The organism is Qipengyuania aquimaris (assembly GCF_020171965.1).
Taxonomy (GTDB): domain Bacteria; phylum Pseudomonadota; class Alphaproteobacteria; order Sphingomonadales; family Sphingomonadaceae; genus Qipengyuania; species Qipengyuania aquimaris_A.
On sequence record NZ_JAIUZK010000002.1, the window covers coordinates 656,829 to 675,151 of the forward strand.

The following is an 18,323-nucleotide window of genomic DNA, read 5'->3' on the forward strand; positions in this document are numbered from 1 at the left end:
GTAGCGCAATGAATTCAACCGATATCAAAAACAATCTGCAGCTCGCCATTATACTGCCCACGCTAAACGAGCGGGATAATCTTGCGCCCCTTGTCGAACGGATCGACCGGGCCCTTGGTGAGACCGGGTGGGAAGTCTTGGTTGTCGATGACAATTCGTCGGACGGCACTGCCGAAGAAGCTCGTAGGCTGGCGCGGGCGGACCACCGCGTTCGGGTTATCCAGCGAATTGGTCGAAGGGGCCTTTCAAGTGCCGCAATAGAGGGCTTCTGCGCGACCGCCGCTCCCTATTGCGCGGTAATGGACGCCGATCACCAGCATGATCCCAAGCTGCTGGCTCCGATGCTCGAAGCGGTGCGGTCGGGCAGGGCGCAAGTCGCTGTGGCAAGCCGGTTTGCCAAAGGTGCGAGCACGGACGACTGGGGCCGTCCCGACAGAGTGCAGCTTTCCAATGTCGCTAACGCCTTGGCGCGCAAACTGACCGGCGTGAAGCTGACCGATCCGATGAGCGGATATTTCCTCCTGCCGACCGAGACGGCGCTCAAGCTGGTACCAGGCCTCTCGGGGATCGGTTTCAAGATCCTTTTGGACCTGCTGGCTACATCCGAAGAACCGCTCGTGGTCGAGGAATTCCCGCTGGATTTCGCCGCCCGTCGCTCTGGTGAAAGCAAGCTCGACCGGGCCATCGCTCTCGATTTCCTTGCCGGCCTCTACGACAAGACTTTCGGCAAGTTCATACCGACGCGTTTCGCCCTTTTCGGGACCGTCGGCGCGCTCGGCGTGCTGGTCCACATGGCGATCCTTTACCTTTTCCTGCTATTGGCAGGCGCGAACTTCGCATGGAGCCAGGCCATCGCCACGCTGGGTGCGATGACCTTCAACTTCTGGCTCAACAATTTCCTCACCTATCGTGACCGGCGCATCAAGAAGGCTGGCGAGCTGCTTCGCGGCTGGGCGAGCTTCGTGGCGGCGTGTTCGGTCGGCGCTGTGGCAAACGTGGCCATCGCCACGATGCTGTTCCAGCGCGGCTTCCATGAAGTGCTCGCCGCGCTTATCGGGATAGCGATCGCATCGGTGTGGAATTACGCCCTGTCGAGCCGCTTTGTATGGGGTCGGTTCTAGGGCGCTATCGCCAGGATTCCAGCCACGTCCAGACCGCGAAACTGTCTCGCCCTTGGAGCGGCTCTGCAGCCAAGATCGGGTAATAGAATGCGAAAAGCATGACGCTCGCCACCGGCACCGCGATCGCCAGCTTCCGCCAGCCTGCCTTCCACAGATCGTCGAGGAGGAGAGCGATGGCGATCAGCAGGAAGCTGCTCGGCAGGAAGTAGTGATAATAGAACTGCGTGGATTTCTCGGCGAGAAGCCAGAGGCCCAGGCTCACCGCGTAAAGCAGGGCGACTGCGCCATGAGCGGCTTGCCGCTTGATGATCCCGCGAAGTGCACACCACACGATGGCCGGCAAGCCAATCAGCATGGTCAATGGATTGCCCACCAGCATGACCCCTCGCTGGGCCTGGTCGACTTCCTCGTAGAGATACCAGATCGCCCGCAGGTTCAGCATCCACTCCGGCCACGTGGATTCGTAAGGATGTATGGTGAGCACCTGCGTTTGCAGGTCGAGCATGAGCCGGTGATGCGCCATGATGCCGTTCTCGATGCCGTTCACTTCGAACCGATAGCCGGGCCAGAAAGTAATCCAGTAGATGGCAAGTGGCACAAGGCCGAGCCACAGGAATGCCTCTGCAAGGGTAATTCCGGGGACCGGCATGCCGCGGCGCGATAGGACGAGGCGCCTGCGCCCGGCCTTCCAGCGCAGCGCAAGAAAGGCGAGGCCCGGCACCATGACGACGGGGACAGCATTCCACTTGCTCGCGATCGCGAGGCCGAGCGCGACACCCGCCAGCGCCAGCCTCCACCGGCCGGTCTCCGGTTCGCGCATGGCGCCAGCCAGCTGCCAGAATGCCGTTGCCTGCGCCGCAATCATGAAGATGTCGAGCATGGCGATGCGCGAATGGACGAAGAGGTGGAAACCTGTCGCGAGGAGGACACCTGACGTGATCGTGGCGAACCTGCTGAGCGTTGCGAACCATACGGCGCGCATGGCGGCGAACAGGGCGAGCATCCCGGCGATCGAGGGGAAAATGCGCCAACCCCACGAATTATCGCCCAGGATGGCAATTCCAAGCGCGATCATCTCCTTGCCGAACAAGGGATGCTCGCGGTTGTTGAACTGCTCCAGCATCAGCATCTCGCGCGCGGCAGGCACGTAATGCACTTCGTCGAAGTAAGGAGCGCTCGGGATGGCGAGGTTCCACAGGACGAGCAGCCAGAAGCCGAGGGCCAGCGCTACGCACCAGCCAAGAGGATCCAGAGGCTGCTCGGGTGCGCGCGTCATCGGGTAACCGATTAAGCGAGCGTTTCACTCGACACAACAGGCTTTGCTTGCCGCAAAAGCCGTGCATGCTATCCCGCAGGCGATGAAGAAAACCACCGGAACCGACCGCTCGATTACCTCAAACTGGCGTCCTGCCACGCAGGCCGTGCGCGGCGGCACGTGGCGCAGCGAGCATGGCGAGACGAGCGAGGCACTGTTCCTGACGTCGGGCTATACCTACGATAATGCGCAAACCGTGGCGGACCGCTTCGCGGGCGAGGCGGAAGGGATGACCTATTCCCGGCTCCAGAACCCGACCGTCGCCATGCTGGAAGAACGCATCGCGCTGATGGAGGGCGCCGAAGCCTGCCGCGCGCAGGCGAGCGGGATGGCCGCAATGACGACTGCGTTACTATGCCAAGTCTCGGCCGGCGACCATGTGGTCGGTGCGCGGGCCGCCTTCGGTTCGTGCCGCTGGCTGCTGGATCATCTCCTCCCGCGCTTCGGTATCGAGACCACCGTCGTCGACAGCGCCGATGACGACGCTTGGGAAGCGGCCATTCGCCCGAACACCAAGGTTTTCTTTTTCGAGACCCCGGCAAACCCGACGCTCGATGTGGTCGATCTTGCCCATGTCTGCGAGGTTGCGCGTGCGCACGGGATCACGACCGTTGTCGACAATGCCTTTGCTACCAGCGCGCTCCAGAGGCCCATGGATTTCGGTGCGGATGTGGTGGCTTACAGCGCGACAAAGCTGATGGACGGGCAGGGCAGGGTGCTCGCCGGGGCCGTATGCGGTTCGCAGGAATGGATCGACGAAGTCCTGCTGCCGTTCCAGCGCAACACCGGCCCCAATTGCGCGCCGTTCAATGCGTGGGTCGTGCTGAAGGGCCTGGAAACGCTGAGCCTCAGGGCACATCGGCAGAGCGAGAATGCCGTGGAACTCGGCAAATCGATCGAGGCGCGTGTGCCCAAACTGCTGCATCCCGGCCTCCCGAGCCATCCGCGCCACGAATTGGCCAAGCGCCAGATGAGCGCCACAGGCCCCATTTTCGCCTTCGATGTCGGTGACAGGAAAACCGCTTTCGCCATCCTGGATGCGCTGCGTCTGGTCGATATCTCCAACAATATCGGCGATGCGCGCAGCCTGATGTGTCACCCCGCCAGCACCACCCATGCCGGGATGACGAAGGAGGCGCGCGACGAAATGGGCGTGACCGAAGGACTGCTGCGGATCAATGTCGGCCTGGAAGACGTCGAGGACATCAAGGAAGATTTGGATCAGGCTTTGAATGCGGCCGGACTGTGAGCAAGGGTGCGGCCCTCGTCATCGGAGCGGGCGACGGGCTTGGCGGGGCAATTGCGCAAGCGTTTGCGCGTGAAGGGCTTACCGCCTGCGTGACGCGTCGGCCGCGTCACGAGGACAAATTGAATGAACTGGTCGCGACAATCGAGCGCGAGGGCGGTGAAGCCCGCGCCTTTGGAGTCGATGCGCGAGACGAGGACGAGACAGTCACGCTCTTCAAAACCATCGAGCGCGAAGTCGGCCAGCTCGAAGTTGTCGTCTTCAATATCGGGGCCAATGTACGCTTCGGAATTCGGGAGACGACCGCGCAGGTTTACCGCAAGGTCTGGGAGATGGCGGCTTTTGCCGGTTTTCTCGCCGGACGCGAGGCTTCACGGCATATGGTACCGCGCGGACAGGGGACGATCCTCTTCACAGGAGCAACCGCAAGCCTACGCGGCGGTGCGGGCTTTTCCGCCTTCGCTGGCGCCAAACATGCGCTGCGCGCCCTTGCTCAATCGATGGCGCGTGAACTCGGGCCACAGGGTATCCATGTCGGCCACGTGGTGATCGACGGCGCTGTGGACGGTGTTTTCATCCGCGGCATTTACCCGGATTGGGAAGATCGGCTTGCCGACGAGCGATTGTTGACCCCGGCTAATATCGCTGAAGAGTATGTGCGGCTCTGGAAGCAACCCCGCGATGCCTGGACGCACGAACTCGATCTGCGTCCGTGGAAGGAGCAATTCTGATGAGCAAGACCGTAGAATTCATCCTCGATCTGGGGGCGCCCAACGGTTACCTCGCCTGGTATCCGCTCAAGCAGATCGTCGCCCGAACCGGTGCGAACCTGGTGGTCGCGCCGGTATTTCTCGGCGGCATGCACAAGCTGACCGGCAATTCTCCCCCGATGATGCGCGATGCCAATGTGAAGGGCAAAGTCCCCTACGCCGCGCTCGAATTCCAGCGGTTCATCGACCGGCACGAGTTGTCGGCTTTCCGGATGCACCCGGATTTGCCGTTCAATACCATTCTGCTTCAGCGCATACTGGTTGCGTCGAGCGATCAGGACGAGATGCAAAGGTTGGTCGACCTGTTCCAGCCAGCCGTGTGGGAACGCAATATCGATTGTAGCGACGTCGAAGTGGTCGGCAGCGTCTTGGAGGAGGGCGGCTTCGATGCCGAACGTTTCCTCAAGGCGGCGCAGGATCCGGACGTCAAACAGAAGCTGGTCGATAACACCCAGTCAGCCGTCGACCGCGGCGCTTTCGGCATCCCGACATTTTTCATCGGCGAGGAAATGTGGTTCGGAAAGGAACGCCTGGAGCAGATCGAAGCCTATCTGACGGGCGGGAAGCCCTGACCGGTCAAGTCGGCAGGTAGATCGATTTCGTCTGCGTCAGCCTGATCGGGGGCAAGGGCGCAAAGGGAATGATCGGCTGGATCACGATCGACATGGTCATCGTGCCGGTCTCTGTATTGTTGACCGTTGCGCGATTGAAGGTGAGCGTCTGGACGGCATTGGGGGCCACGCCGACGAGCGACTGGCGCGTTGCGGAGATCACGTCCGCATCGCTCGCTGTGCGCTCGACCTTGGCATAGCGCAGGCCCTCACCCATCGCATTGCGCATCGAGCCGTTGGCGTTGAACACCAGGCCGAAATTGAGGATGCCGATCATCAGTGCGATCAGCACCGGCAATGCGATGGCGAATTCAACCCCGAAGGAGCCGGCGTCATCGCGGCGAATGTGCTGAACGAGCCTCTTCACTGGAGCCTCACGATGCTGTCGCCGGTTACCGTCGTGCCTTCGTAGGCAGCGACCTCGCCCGTGAACATGCCGGCGAGCCCGCGCCAGTTGAACCCGGTAGCAACCGGTTCGACGATCGAAACGCTGACGAACCGCTTGGGCACTTCGCCTGCCGCGCATGTATCGTTGAAACTGCTCATGACCGTGCCGTTGCATTCCAGGATGTAAGTCACGGTGACATCGCTCGCAGGCCGACCGCTGGCGGCCATGGCCTCGGCGACGAGGTAACTGGTGTCCGTGCTGGTCGGGCGCTTGGCAAGGGCGAGGTCCGTCGTGCGCTGCGCTGCCTGTTCCAGGTCGATGCGCGAGGCGACGATGATCGAAAGGTCGGTCATGCCAAGGAACATGAGTGCGAGCAGCGGAGCGGTCAGGGCCAGCTCGACAAAGCCGACACCCGAAATGTCGTCGCGTAGCTTGCGGAAGAAATGGAACAGCATGGCTTACTCCACTACCCGGATGGTGAATGCGGACGAGTTGATAGCGGTGAGATCGGAGTCGCAATTGTTGTCGATGTTGTTGGCCCCGCCGAAGTTGATCCGGTTCGTCACGATCAGCAGACATTGCGCCGTCTGTGCCGAATCCCCGTTGTAGGTGAGGTCACTGGTTGGGAAATAGATCGCACCGTGAAGGTTGATGTTCGACCCACCATTGATCGTATTGCTGAGATCGGACGAGATGCGGTCCTGGTAGAATAGGATGCCGCCCCACAATGGATCTTCGGCCATGGTCTGCGCCTTGAGATCGATATCGGCGCTACCGTTGATCGACAGGGTGGCCACCGTGTTGGCGCTGTTGCCCGTCAGGACGAAGGTCACGCCGCCCGTGGTGCCCGGCGCCATGCGCATCACCGCGCCCGAGTTCACAGTCAGCGTGCCGCCGTGGATCACGTAGACGCCGGGATTGAAATAGGCCGTACCCTGGATGCGCAGGCCATTGTTGTAGCGGCACGGGTTTAAGGTGAGAGTATCGCTCGGACGGACGCGGAAATTGTTCTGCGGACAGTCGTTGTGCCAGGTGAGGTTACGGTCGGCGAGCGGGTCCTCGACCGGCAAGCCGTAGGAAACGAGCGCGGCATCCGACGGAATATTGCCTGCGCCGTAGTCGATTCCACCGACGCTCAGGACAAGATTAGTGTCCAGGTAACTCGAACCCCCGAGGTCGACGGAAACACCGCCCGGAGAGTTGGACGAAACCGGACAGCCCAGGTTGACCAAGGCATTACCGAAAACATCGATGCCGGTGCCGTCTGTCGCAAGGGCGCGCACGCAGGGATTGCCCGTTGCCACCGCAGTTGCGACTGCGCGGGTGCGGATGGTCGGCGGCGTGTCGAGGAAGATCGACGAGAAGGCGAGGACCTGGCTTGTCGTGGCAACCACTTCGATGGCGCCATTATCGCCCGACCATGCACCCGAGGTGGGCGGGGTGGAGACCAATTCGATCGTGTGCGCGGTGTTGGCGGTGCGACCCACTTCGCTAGTCACTGCCGCGTTGTGATCGCGACCGAAGGACATGGCGAGTGCGCCTGCGACTGCGCCCGTGTCGACCGCCTGCTGCATCTGGCGCTTCCAGAGATACCACTGGACGGTGTCGACGCTGATCCCGGCCGCACCGATGAGGGCCGTGGTCCCGGCTCCTGCCATGAGCAGGATATTGCCCGAGACGTCTTTTCTCAGGCGCTTCAGAAATGTCCCGATACGGTTACGCATCCCTGTTTCCCCGGTCGTCGAATTCGTCACGGTCCGGGATAAAGCGGGGCTTGCTAAGAGTTTGTCGCGAAGCTCAGTAAACCAATGTTAACCATAAGCTCTTCAGGCACGGAGCAGACAGCGACCGCAACAATTTTGGAGCAGCGGAGCGTGCTCGGAGCAAAAAACGGCGGATAAATGCCGTTTTGGCGCCCTTGGAACCTTGTCCAGCGCTCGACAATTCCTAACTTGTGACTGTGATCAAGGAGCTATTTCAACACGCCGCCACGACCGACGGGATCACCGTCCGGGTCGCCGTGAATTTCCTCCCGGAACAGTCCCAGCCAGATGCCGACAAGTGGTTCTGGGTCTATCACATCCGGATCGAGAACGGCTCGCACGAAACCGTTCAGCTCAAGACCCGCCACTGGCGCATCACCGATGCCCGAGGAATGGTCGCGCATGTCGATGGCGAAGGCGTGGTCGGAGAACAGCCCTCGCTCGCACCGGGGGCAAGCCACGATTATGTATCCGGCTGCCCGCTGGAAACGGCATTTGGATCAATGGAAGGATTCTACACCTTCTACCGCGAAGACGGCTCGCCCTTCGAGGTTCGCATTCCCTTTTTCCCGCTCGCAGCACCTGCAACTGCGGACTGACCGGGGACTATTCCTCTTCATCCTCTTCTTCGAGGTCGTCCTCGAAGTGGAATTCACCCGTCTTGATCTTGGGCTTGCGGTCCAGCCATTCAGCCAGGATTTCGAAGTCCTTGGTCAGCGGCCACGTAGCCAGCGCTGCGCGGCTGTTGTCGAGGTAGAGGACCAGAGATTTCTTCTTCAGCCGTAGGCGGCTCGAGGCCAGGGCCGTTCGCGCTCCTGCGCCAAGCCTTCGGGCCAGTCGGAAGCCGAGGCCCCAGGTCACGCCCTCACGCAAATCGTCATCACTGGCCAGCACGCGCAATTTGTCCGGCACCTCAGTACGGCCCAGACTGCCGAACAGGGCCGCACAGATCATCGCCCGGTCACCCGCGTCGCAATCGATCCAGCGCTTGTCCAGCGCCCACTCGGTTGCGTGGTTCACCCGCATGTTCGGCTCTACGCGTTGCAGCGCCAGCGCAAGCTGCGCTGCGGCAAGCCTGATCCGCTCGTTCCGTTTTCCCGCGCCATCGGCAAGTTCGACGGTCCAACCCACTATTCGGGTCGCATCGACGATGGGGGCATCGCGCGGCTCGGCAAAGGCGTGGACCCCGGCAAGCAGAGGATCGAGCGAGCGGGTGATGTCCGAAAGCTGGCTGAACAGGAGCCCTTCGCGAATGCCCCAGCTGGAGAAGACCAGTTTTCCGGGCTTCAATTCGTCGAGGAGCGGGCGGAGCAGGGCTGCAGCATCGGGAAGGTAGCTGGCGCGCATCGCGGAAATACCCGAAATCTGCACCAGCTTGTCGGGATCGGCATCGATCAGGTCGCTGGCAAGCGCGTGCGCGTCTTCGACCGAAAGGCAAAATCCATGCGGGTCGGTCAAAGGGTAGTCGCTGTCGCGCATGGCGTAATGGGCCAGTGCGCGCCAGGTGCCTCCGATCATGTAAAGGGGGCCGCCATGATCCGACGTCCAGCCAACGCCCGACAGGGCCTGGTGAACGGTCCCTGCGAAATCCTCGCTCGAGGCGCGCTGGGCCGGCAGGCGCAAGGTGCCGAAAGGCAGGCTGACTGCATCCTTGCATTCGCCGTCCCCGATCGAGACCAGTTCCAGGCTGCCGCCGCCCAGGTCGGCGACCATGCCGTCGGCGCCGGGAAAGGCTCCGATGGCTCCAAAAGCAGAGGCGCATGCTTCCTCTTCGCCGGACAGCAGCCGCGGGGACAAGCCGAGGGCCTCGACGCGGGAAAGAAATTCCGCCCCGTTCTGCGCATCGCGCGCAGCAGCGGTGGCGACGGTCTGCACATTGTCTATTCCGCGATCTTCGATGATCAGGGCGTATCGCGCGAGGGCCGCAAGGGCCTCGTCCATTGCCTCGTCCGGTATGCGGCCCGTTTCGGACAGGTCACGCCCCAGGCGCGCTGCGACCTTCTCGTTCCAGACGGTTTCGGGCGCTCGCGCGGTTCCTTCGTAGAGCACCAAGCGAACGGTATTCGAGCCGATGTCGATAACCGCGCGCGGTGGATGGATTAGGCGCCGCTGCCACTTGGCGCTCCTCGACTTTACAGACGTCATTTGCGCGCTCCGCTCAGGGTCAGTCGGGGCACCTCATGGCTTTGCAGCGCCGATCCGCGACCGGATAGCGAGGGGTTCGACATGAAATATTCGTGGCAGTTGAACCCGTCCTCGCCCTTGCGCATCCGCTGGTACTGGCCGCTGGAATTGAGGCTCCAGCTCTGTTCTGTATCGAGGATGTTGGCGAGCATCACCTGGCCGAGAAGCTGGTCGTGCACGGTCTTGTTGGTGACCGGCACGAGCACCTCCACCCGACGATCGAGATTGCGGCTCATGGCGTCGGCACTGGTGAGGTAGACCTTTGCCTGGCGGCTTGGCAGCGCCTTGCCGTTGGCGAATGCCCACAGGCGCCCGTGTTCGAGGAACCGCCCGATTATCGATTTCACACTGATATTCTCGCTCATGCCCGGAATGCCCGGACGCAGCGAGCAGATGCCGCGAACGACCATGCGGATTTCCACGCCGGCCTGGCTCGCCTCGTAGAGCTTGTCGATCAGTTCGCGATTGGTGATCGAATTCATCTTCACCCAGATGCCCGACGGCTTGCCCGCCTTCGCATTGGTAATTTCCACCTCGATCAGATCATAAAGCTTTTGGCGCATCCCGATGGGCGAGACGGCAATCTTTTCCAGGGAGTCCGGCTCGATATAGCCGGTGATGAAATTGAACATCTTCGCAGCATCGCGGCCGAGGGCGGCATCGGCCGTAAAATAGCTGAGATCGGTATAGATGCGCGCATTGACCGGGTGATAGTTTCCGGTCCCGAAGTGGCAGTAGGTGCGGTATCCGTCCTCTTCGCGGCGGACGACGAGGCTGACCTTGGCGTGCGTCTTCCATTCGGTGAAGCCATAGATAACCTGGACACCTGCCCGTTCGAGTTCGTTCGCCCAGCGCAGGTTACGCTCCTCGTCGAAACGCGCCTTCAGCTCGACCACTGCGGTGACGGCCTTTCCGTTTTGCGCGGCCTCGACGAGGGCGGCGATCACGGGCGACTGGTCGCCGGCGCGGTAGAGGGTCTGCTTGATCGAGACGACGCTTGGATCGACTGCGGCCTGGTGCAGGAAATCGACCACTACTTCGAAGCTTTCATAAGGGTGGTGGATGACGATGTCCTTTTCCCTGATGGCGGAGAAGCAATCGCCATCATGGGCCAACACGCGTTCGGGATAGCGCGGGGAAAAGGGGGTGAACTTGAGGTCGGGACGCGGCTCGTTGCAGATCGAAGAGAGGTCGTGCAGCCCCAGCATTCCTCCGGTCTTCACGATCATCGCGGCATCGACATCGAAGTGCTCACGAAGGAGCGCTTCGGCCGACGCATCACATTCGTCGTCGAGCTCCAGCATGACCGCGCGGCCTCGGCGTCGCCGCTGGATGGCAGTGCGGAAATAGCGCACGAGGTCTTCTGCCTCGTCCTCTACCTCGATATCGCTGTCGCGCAGCACCCGGAAAACGCCATCCCCCAGGATCTTGAAACCGGGAAAGAGCTGGTCGGCGAACTGGGTCACCAGCTGCTCGATCGCGACGTAGATCGCCAGTTCTCCCGGCACGCGCACGAAGCGCGGCACGCCCGAAGGGATGAGCACCATTTCGACCAGTTCGCCCTTGCGCTTGCCGCGCTTGAGGCGGAACAGCACGCCCATGCCGCCGCTCGCCACGAAGGGGAAGGGGTGCGACGGGTCGATCGCCTGCGGGGTGATCAGGGGCAGGATGTCGGTCGTGAAATAGTCCTTGAGCCAGGATTGCGACTTGCGATCCAGCTGCTCGACCGTAGCGATAAGTATGCCTTCGCTGGCAAGCAGGTCTCGCAGGACTTCAAGGCTTTCCTGCTGGCGATCTTCCAGCGCAAGAACCTGTTCACGGATTGCATCGAGCTGTTGCCTGGGGCTGAGACCGTCGATGCCCGTTGTTTCGATACCGCGCTGTACCTGCCCCTCGAGACCCGCGATCCGGACGGTCGTAAACTCATCCAGATTGCTGCCGGAAATGGAAAGGAACCGGAGGCGTTCGAGGAGGGGGTAGCGTTCGTTCTCACTCTCCGCGAGAACGCGCCGGTTGAAGCTGAGCCAGGACAGTTCGCGGTTGGTGTAACGCTCTTCCGCGGCTTGCGGCTCGACCGGCGCATCCACGCCTGCATCGTGCGCTTCGGCCTCTTCGCCGGAACTGGGAGCATTGCCTAGGGTCACGAACAATCCTTCGATGGCTGCCTTGCGAATGTAGAATGAAGGTGCGCTATTTGAAACCCGTCCTTGAAGTCACCGATTGTCGGGGTTGGTCAGATCACCGTCACATTTCGGCATAGAGGCGGGCCAGATCGTCCCACAAGGCGGGGCTGGCCGCTCCGATAAGGCCGGTGCGGTCGTGTTCATCGACCCGGTAAGGCGACCCATCGGGACGGGCGGCTTTTCCGCCCGCTTCCTCGAGCCAAAGCGTGCCCGCCGCATGGTCCCACGCCAGTGTTCGCTCGAAGATCGATACATCGTTTTCGCCCAATGCCAGGCGCGGGTACTGTTCGGCTGCACAATAGGGGATGTCGACGAGTTCGTAGCTCGGCGCGATGTGACGCTTGGTCGCTTCGCGCTGGGCATCATCCATGTAGACCAGCGAGATCGCGGCGACGGGCGGTGTCCGGCCCGATGACCTGGCCATCACTTTCTCGCCATCGACGAACGCACCTTGTCCGCGATGGGCAGAGCAGAAGCGGCCGCTGAGGCAGTCGTAAATCCAGCCCGATTGCGCGAGGCCGCCGCTTGCCCGCGCGATGAGCACGCCGAAGGGAGCGTGGCCGGCAGCGAAATTGCGTGTCCCGTCGACCGGATCGACGATCCAGCAATCATCGCCCAGGCGGTCTAGCACTGCCGGATCTTCGTGTGCGGCTTCTTCGCCGACGAAGGCAATGTCCGGATCGATGGCGGAAAGACCTTCGCGCAGCCGCTTTTCGGCGTCGCGGTCGGCGATAGTCACGGGATCGTTACCGCCCTTATCCTCCACATCGCCGGAGGCAAGGTTGCGGAAGCGCGGCAGGATGGCCGCCTGCGTGACGCTTTCCATCAGCGCACGTATCTGCCGATCCAGAGCTTTCAAGAACGATAATCCGCGTTGATCGAGATGTAGCCATGCGTGAGATCGCAGGTCCACACGGTGGCCTTGCCGTCGCCTATACCGAGATCGACGTCGATCCGTATCTCATCGCCTTGCAGATGCCGCGCGACGGGCGCCTCGTCGTAATCTGCCAGCGGCTGTCCGTGTTTGGCCGCCCAAACGCCTCCGAAACCGATCGACAAACAGTCCCTGTCGGCAGGCTCCCCCGCTTTCCCCACCGCCATTACCACGCGGCCCCAATTGGCATCTCCCCCTGCAATCGCAGTCTTTACCAAGGGCGAATTGGCGATGGATAGCGCCACCCGCCGGGCGCTTTCGTCGTTCTTTGCGCCCGTAACGGCGATTTCGATGAACTTCTGTGCGCCTTCGCCGTCGCGCACGACTAGTTTGGCAAGCTCGCGACACACCTCCAGCAAGGCTGCGTAAAACGCATCCGCCCCGACATCTTCCCACGACGCCAGTTCGCCATTGCCAGCCTTGCCGGTCGCGAAAGCCAGCACCGTGTCGCTGGTCGATGTGTCGCCATCGACCGTAATGCAGGAGAAGGTTTCCGCGTTGGCCTTCGACAGCAGCTCCTGGAGGAAAGCAGGCGCGACGGCTGCATCGGTGAAGATATAGCCGAGCATGGTTGCCATATCGGGGGCGATCATGCCGCTTCCCTTGATGATACCGCACATCTCCACGCGCGTTTCGCCGAGCATGGCTGCTGCATGGGCACCCTTGGTGAAAGTGTCGGTCGTGCCGATAGCCTGTGCAGCCTCTTCCCACCCGCAGGTCGGAGCGTCGAGGACAGCAACGATGCCTTCGCGCGCCTTGTCCTTGGGCAAGGGCACCCCGATGACGCCGGTGGAAGAGACGAGGACCTCGCTCGGCTTGCAGTCGAGCGCCTCGGCGACCTGTGCCATGATCTGTTCCACCGCCTCGCGTCCGCGGATGCCGGTAAAAGCGTTGGAATTGCCCGCATTGACCACGAGCGCGCGCGCCTCGCCGAGCTTCACCTGCTCGCGCCCCAGTTCGACTTCGCTCGACGCGCAGGCGCTGCTGGTGAAAACGCCTGCCACGCTCGTGCCCTCGGCCAGCTTGGCAAAGGTAAGGTCGGCGCGGTCCCATTCCTTGTAGCGCGCGCGGGCCACGCGCAGCTCTGCGCCCGCGATGGGCGGCATGTCGGGAAAGGGCCGGGCGAGCGGAGAAGGGGGTAAATCCATAGCCTGTGGCTTATTCGCATGACGGGTTGCGTCAAGCCGTATCGCGCGATACCTCACCCAATGTATTTGCGGCGGTAAGTTCTTATCGATTTGCAGATACGGAAGGGGTCGCAATGTATAAATTCATCACGCTTCTGGCTGTAACAGTATCCGCGCCGGTGATGGCGCAAGAAAGCGATATAGTTCCGCCGGTCCGGACACTGCCGATGGAGCCTGCGGAAAAGGCGCAGCCGACGGAAAATCCCGCCAACTGGGTGACGACCGAAGATTATCCCAACTGGGCGGAACGCAGTGGTTCGCAGGGCAGAGTCGTGACGGAACTGGTCATCGAAAAGACCGGGCGCGTCAGTGCCTGCCGTATCACCGTGAGCAGCGATATTCCCGACCTCGACCGCATCGCTTGTGCGAAATTGATGCAGCGCGGCCGTTTCAAACCCGCGCGTGACGAGAAGGGAATTCCGATCGCATCGCGTTACGAACAAGCGGTCCGCTTCGTCCTTCCCGGTGCGAAGAGCTTGCCCAGGGAGCGCCGGTTCATCCTTGAATACGTCGTCGATCGCGATGGATCGGTGATCGAGTGCCGGGTCGAAGGCTTGCCCGAAGACGTAAAGAAGGACCCTTGCGACGCCCGGCCTACTTTCGAGCCTCCACGCGCCGATGATGGAACGCCCGAGCAGAGGCGTTATCGACAATCACATATCGTAGAACGTCTGCCGCTGAGCGACGAGGATTGATATCAATTCAACTTCTATTCATTAAATACTGGCAAGCATCGATTTAGGGAAAACTGGGAGTCGGGGTGGACGCCATGCAGATGAGGCATTATCTAGGTCGAACGATGACCAGACGTCTTCTCGCCTTTCTCGCACTTCTCACCGGCCTTGCAGCCATGGGTGCGCCTGTGCAGGCGGCGTTTGATGGCACGACACGGATCGGCGTCGAACAGCGCGCCGACCAGGACGATGCGAAGGACGCACAGTCCCCCTGCTCGGAAAAGCAGCGCAAACAGAAATCCCGGACCGACAAGCTGGCTCCCTGCAAGGAACAGCAACCGGTCACGATCTATATCCCCACGGTGATGTTCGGCGCTGACCGCGCTTACGAATAGCCCCTGACAATTAGATCCGGTTTCATGCCCGGCACCCTTTTTGGTGCACGGGCATTTTCTCTACATACGCCAGCATTCCAGCTCGCTCATTCGAGGCCTGCGCCCCACCATGTTCAAACTTCTCGCCAAATCCCTCTTCGGTTCGTCCAACGAACGCTACGTCAAGTCGATCGGTAAGATCGTCAATGAAATTAACGCTTTGGAGCCGCAGCTTCAGGAACTTTCGGATGACGAACTGCGCGCGCAGACGGACAAGTTCCGCGCCCAGCTGGAAGACGGCAAGACCCTGGACGACATCCTCCCCGAAGCCTTCGCAACCGTGCGCGAGGCCTCGGTCCGCGTCCTCGGCATGCGCCACTTCGACGTGCAGATGGTCGGCGGCATCGTGCTCCACCGCGGTGAAATCGCCGAAATGCGCACCGGTGAAGGTAAAACGCTGGTCGCCACGCTTGCCACCTATCTCAATGCGATCGAGGGCAAGGGCGTCCACGTCGTCACGGTCAACGATTACCTCGCCCGCCGCGACGCGGAATGGATGGGGCGTTTGCACCAGTTCCTCGGCCTGACCATCGGCGTGATCGTGCCGAATCTCAACGAAATGGAACGCCGCGACGCCTATGGCGCGGACATCACCTACGGTACGAACAACGAATTCGGGTTCGACTACCTGCGTGACAATATGAAGCACGAGCGCGGCCAGATGGTGCAGCGCCCCTTCAATTTCGCCGTGATCGACGAGGTCGACTCCATCCTGATCGACGAAGCGCGCACGCCGCTGATCATTTCGGGTCCGACCGAAGACAAGTCCGATCTCTACGTTTCGATCGACGCAATCGTGAAGGATCTCGATCCCGAATGGTACGACGCGGACGAGAAAACCAAGAACATCACCTGGACCGAAGAGGGCACCGACGCGATCGAGGAGAAGCTGAAGGAAGCCGGCCTCCTCGAAACGGACAACCTCTACGACGTCGAGAACACGCAGGTCGTCCATCACCTCGACCAGGCGCTCAAAGCCAACATCATGTTCAAGAAGGACACGGATTACATCGTGAAGGACGAGAAAGTCGTCATCATCGATGAATTCACCGGACGCATGATGGACGGTCGCCGCTGGTCGAACGGCCTCCACCAGGCGGTGGAAGCCAAGGAAGGCGTGAAGATCGAGCCGGAGAACCAGACGCTCGCCTCGATCACCTTCCAGAACTACTTCCGCATGTATCCCAAGCTGTCGGGCATGACCGGTACAGCCGCCACCGAAGCGGCGGAATTCTGGGACATCTACAAGATGAACGTGGTCGAGATCCCGACCAATGTCCCCGTCCAGCGCATCGACGAAGACGACGAGTTCTACAAGAATACGCTCGACAAATTTGCCGCGATTGCAAAGGCGATCCGCGAAAAGAACGAGATCGGCCAGCCGGTCCTCGTCGGCACGGTCTCGATCGAGAAATCCGAACTGCTCAGCCAGTTCCTCGAGAAGGAAGGCGTCGCCCACGAAGTCCTCAACGCACGCCAGCACGAACGCGAAGCACATATCGTTGCGCAGGCCGGTCGTCCCGGTGCCGTCACCATCGCTACCAACATGGCCGGTCGCGGTACGGACATCCAGCTCGGCGGCAACGTCGAATTCCGCGTCGAGGAAGAACTCGCCGATATGCCGGAAGGTCCGGAACGCGAGGCCGCGATTGCCAAGATCAAGGAAGAGGTCGCCGCCGAACGCGAGAAGGTTCTCGCATCAGGTGGCCTGTTCGTCCTCGGAACCGAACGCCACGAAAGCCGCCGCATCGACAACCAGCTGCGCGGCCGTGCCGGGCGCCAGGGCGACCCTGGCCTCAGCCGTTTCTACCTCTGCCTGGAAGACGATCTCCTTCGCATCTTCGGGCCGGACACGCTGTTCGCCCGCATGATGAATTCGAACCTCGAAGACGGCGAGGCGATCGGTTCGAAATGGCTGTCGAAGGCCATCGAGACCGCGCAGAAGAAGGTCGAGGCGCGCAATTACGAAATCCGCAAGCAGGTCGTCCAGTACGACGACGTCATGAACGACCAGCGCAAGGTCATCTACGAACAGCGCGCCGAAATTATGGACAGCGAGGCGGTGGACGATGTCGTCGTCGATATGCGTCACGATGCGATCAACGCAATCGTCGCCGAAAACTGCCCCCCGGGTTCCTATCCGGAGCAGTGGAACGTCGAAGGGCTGAAGACGCGTCTCGACGAGGCGTTCGGCATGAGCTTCCCGCTCGAAGACTGGCTCGAGGAAGATCAGATCGAGCCGGAAATCATCGAGGAGCGTATCCTTGCCGAGGCGGACGCTCGCATGGATGCCAAGATCGCCAATGCCGATCCGGGCCTGTGGCGCCGCATCGAGAAGAGCCTGCTGCTGCAGGAACTCGACCATCAGTGGAAGGAACACCTCTCCACGCTCGACGCCCTGCGCCAGGTCGTGTGGCTGCGTGCGCACGCCCAGAAGCAGCCGATCAACGAATACAAGCAGGAAGCCTTTGCGCTATTCCAGCGCATGCTCGACAACCTGCGCGAAGACGTGACTGCCAAACTGCTGCGTATCGAGCTTGCAGAGCCCGCCCCGCTGCCGGAAGTCGAACTGCCGGAATTGCCCGATTTCCTCACCGGCCATATCGATCCGCTCACCGGGGCCGACAACTCGGCTGATGGCGACGGTTCGGAAAGCCGCGCAGACCTCTTCGGCTCGCTTGCCGGAAGCCCGCGCGCGGCTGCCAGCCCTGGTGGCGCATCCTCGCACGACAATCCGTTCGCGGACATGGAAATCAGCCGCAACGCACCGTGCCCCTGCGGTTCGGGCAGCAAGTACAAGCATTGCCACGGCTCGGTCGGCGCGAAAGCCTGACCGCCCTGCCGCCCCGTCGCTATGAGCGGCGGGGCTGGCGGAGCATCGGCACCAGCGGAGGCGCGTCCGGCGTGGGCCTGATCTCGCCGACGGGCTCGAACCCGCACGAGGCATAGAACCCGGTGTTCGCCGGGTTGGAGTTTTCCAGATAAGCGGGCATCTGCGCGCGGTCGCACGCATCGAGCACGGGCTGGATCAGCATGCGGCCAAGGCCGGTGCCCTGCTTTTCGGGCCTTACGCCGATGCTGAACAGGTATGCATGGGGGAAGGTCGGATGGCTCTTCTCCATCGCTTCCCCGGTTTTCACCGCGCGCGCGATGGCCGCCGGTCCGCTGTAGACCAGCGTCGGCAGCGCGAAGAGGTAATAGTCGAGCCGGGTGAACAGCGTATCCGTTCCGGGCAGCGCCCACATGCATGCGCCGTCAGTGCCTGCGCGGTAGACGAAACCCCGGGGCACGTAGATACGCTTCGCCTGGTGGCGGAACAGGGCACTAATGGCCGGATAGCGGCCGAGCATCCAGAGATTGAAGGGATCGTTGCGGAACGCCTCGGCCGTTATGTCGCCGACGAGGCCGCCTTCTCCCGTTCTCGCGCGCACCAATCCGTCGCCCAGTTCGATATCGTCCGCTGTCATGCAATCCCCTCCCGAATTCAGAGGCTAGATGCGAACCTGCACGCGG

The 18,323-nt window shown here is 61.7% G+C and carries 17 protein-coding genes; 8 read left to right on the forward strand and 9 right to left on the reverse strand.

From position 1 onward, the window contains the following. Positions 1-8 precede the first annotated feature (8 nt). Positions 9-1,121, forward strand: coding sequence for a glycosyltransferase (locus tag LCM24_RS10955; RefSeq protein WP_224804284.1), 1,113 nt, complete (start codon positions 9-11; stop codon positions 1,119-1,121). 4 nt (positions 1,122-1,125) lie between these two features. Here the strand turns inward: LCM24_RS10955 and LCM24_RS10960 are convergent, their stop codons facing one another. Continuing rightward, entirely contained in the window at positions 1,126-2,397 is a 1,272-nt protein-coding gene (locus LCM24_RS10960; RefSeq protein WP_224804294.1) for a phospholipid carrier-dependent glycosyltransferase, read from the reverse strand. A gap of 82 nt (positions 2,398-2,479) precedes the next feature. On the opposite strand from LCM24_RS10960, the gene LCM24_RS10965 reads away from it, so the two are divergent. Genes LCM24_RS10965 through LCM24_RS10975 form a run of 3 tightly spaced genes read left to right on the forward strand, consistent with a single transcriptional unit; the run spans position 2,480 to position 5,024 of the window. Then, a complete protein-coding gene (locus tag LCM24_RS10965) occupies positions 2,480-3,685 on the forward strand; it encodes a trans-sulfuration enzyme family protein (protein WP_224804296.1) in 1,206 nt (401 codons plus the stop codon). Continuing rightward, positions 3,682-4,413: an SDR family NAD(P)-dependent oxidoreductase gene (locus LCM24_RS10970; protein WP_224804298.1), complete on the forward strand. Its 732-nt coding sequence runs from the start codon at positions 3,682-3,684 to the stop codon at positions 4,411-4,413. Before LCM24_RS10965 ends, LCM24_RS10970 begins: the two co-directional genes overlap by 4 nt. Beyond that, complete coding sequence (locus tag LCM24_RS10975) at positions 4,413-5,024, forward strand: 2-hydroxychromene-2-carboxylate isomerase (protein ID WP_224804300.1); 612 nt, start codon at positions 4,413-4,415, stop codon at positions 5,022-5,024. Before LCM24_RS10970 ends, LCM24_RS10975 begins: the two co-directional genes overlap by 1 nt. Before the next feature lie 4 nt (positions 5,025-5,028). Here LCM24_RS10975 and LCM24_RS10980 read toward each other — a convergent pair whose 3' ends face one another. Genes LCM24_RS10980 through LCM24_RS10990 form a run of 3 tightly spaced genes read right to left on the reverse strand, consistent with a single transcriptional unit; the run spans position 5,029 to position 7,175 of the window. After that, a complete protein-coding gene (locus LCM24_RS10980; RefSeq protein ID WP_224804302.1) occupies positions 5,029-5,430 on the reverse strand; it encodes a TadE/TadG family type IV pilus assembly protein in 402 nt (133 codons plus the stop codon). Next, entirely contained in the window at positions 5,427-5,906 is a 480-nt protein-coding gene (locus tag LCM24_RS10985) for a TadE/TadG family type IV pilus assembly protein (RefSeq protein WP_090482707.1), read from the reverse strand. The genes LCM24_RS10980 and LCM24_RS10985 overlap by 4 nt, the downstream gene beginning before the upstream one ends. A 3-nt stretch (positions 5,907-5,909) precedes the next feature. Next, entirely contained in the window at positions 5,910-7,175 is a 1,266-nt protein-coding gene (locus LCM24_RS10990) for a TadE/TadG family type IV pilus assembly protein (protein WP_224804304.1), read from the reverse strand. A gap of 239 nt (positions 7,176-7,414) precedes the next feature. On the opposite strand from LCM24_RS10990, the gene apaG reads away from it, so the two are divergent. Beyond that, positions 7,415-7,813, forward strand: a complete 399-nt coding sequence (gene apaG / locus LCM24_RS10995) for a Co2+/Mg2+ efflux protein ApaG (RefSeq protein ID WP_224804951.1) — start codon at positions 7,415-7,417, stop codon at positions 7,811-7,813. A 7-nt stretch (positions 7,814-7,820) separates the two neighbouring features. On the opposite strand, the gene LCM24_RS11000 is transcribed toward apaG, so the two are convergent. The 4 genes from LCM24_RS11000 to argJ all read right to left on the reverse strand — a co-directional run bounded on the left by LCM24_RS11000 (position 7,821) and on the right by argJ (position 13,663). Further along, positions 7,821-9,359 (reverse strand): Ppx/GppA family phosphatase, encoded by a 1,539-nt coding sequence (locus LCM24_RS11000; RefSeq protein ID WP_224804306.1) that lies wholly within the window; start codon positions 9,357-9,359, stop codon positions 7,821-7,823. Then, a complete protein-coding gene (locus tag LCM24_RS11005; protein ID WP_224804953.1) occupies positions 9,356-11,485 on the reverse strand; it encodes an RNA degradosome polyphosphate kinase in 2,130 nt (709 codons plus the stop codon). The genes LCM24_RS11000 and LCM24_RS11005 overlap by 4 nt, the downstream gene beginning before the upstream one ends. A 157-nt stretch (positions 11,486-11,642) precedes the next feature. Further along, positions 11,643-12,407, reverse strand: a complete 765-nt coding sequence (locus tag LCM24_RS11010) for an inositol monophosphatase family protein (protein WP_224804955.1) — start codon at positions 12,405-12,407, stop codon at positions 11,643-11,645. A 29-nt stretch (positions 12,408-12,436) separates the two neighbouring features. Continuing rightward, positions 12,437-13,663, reverse strand: a complete 1,227-nt coding sequence (gene argJ, locus LCM24_RS11015; protein WP_224804308.1) for a bifunctional glutamate N-acetyltransferase/amino-acid acetyltransferase ArgJ — start codon at positions 13,661-13,663, stop codon at positions 12,437-12,439. A gap of 113 nt (positions 13,664-13,776) precedes the next feature. Here argJ and LCM24_RS11020 point away from each other — a divergent pair, with 113 nt between their 5' ends. From LCM24_RS11020 to secA, 3 genes are all read left to right on the forward strand, one after another. Then, positions 13,777-14,397 (forward strand): energy transducer TonB, encoded by a 621-nt coding sequence (locus LCM24_RS11020; RefSeq protein ID WP_224804310.1) that lies wholly within the window; start codon positions 13,777-13,779, stop codon positions 14,395-14,397. A 104-nt stretch (positions 14,398-14,501) separates the two neighbouring features. Then, positions 14,502-14,771 carry a hypothetical protein gene (locus LCM24_RS11025; protein ID WP_100260971.1) on the forward strand — a complete coding sequence of 90 codons (270 nt, stop codon included), beginning with the start codon at positions 14,502-14,504 and terminating at the stop codon, positions 14,769-14,771. 109 nt (positions 14,772-14,880) lie between these two features. Then, positions 14,881-17,643, forward strand: coding sequence for a preprotein translocase subunit SecA (secA, locus tag LCM24_RS11030; protein WP_224804312.1), 2,763 nt, complete (start codon positions 14,881-14,883; stop codon positions 17,641-17,643). A gap of 19 nt (positions 17,644-17,662) precedes the next feature. Here the strand turns inward: secA and LCM24_RS11035 are convergent, their stop codons facing one another. Continuing rightward, positions 17,663-18,277 carry a GNAT family N-acetyltransferase gene (locus LCM24_RS11035; protein WP_224804314.1) on the reverse strand — a complete coding sequence of 205 codons (615 nt, stop codon included), beginning with the start codon at positions 18,275-18,277 and terminating at the stop codon, positions 17,663-17,665. Positions 18,278-18,323 lie beyond the last annotated feature (46 nt).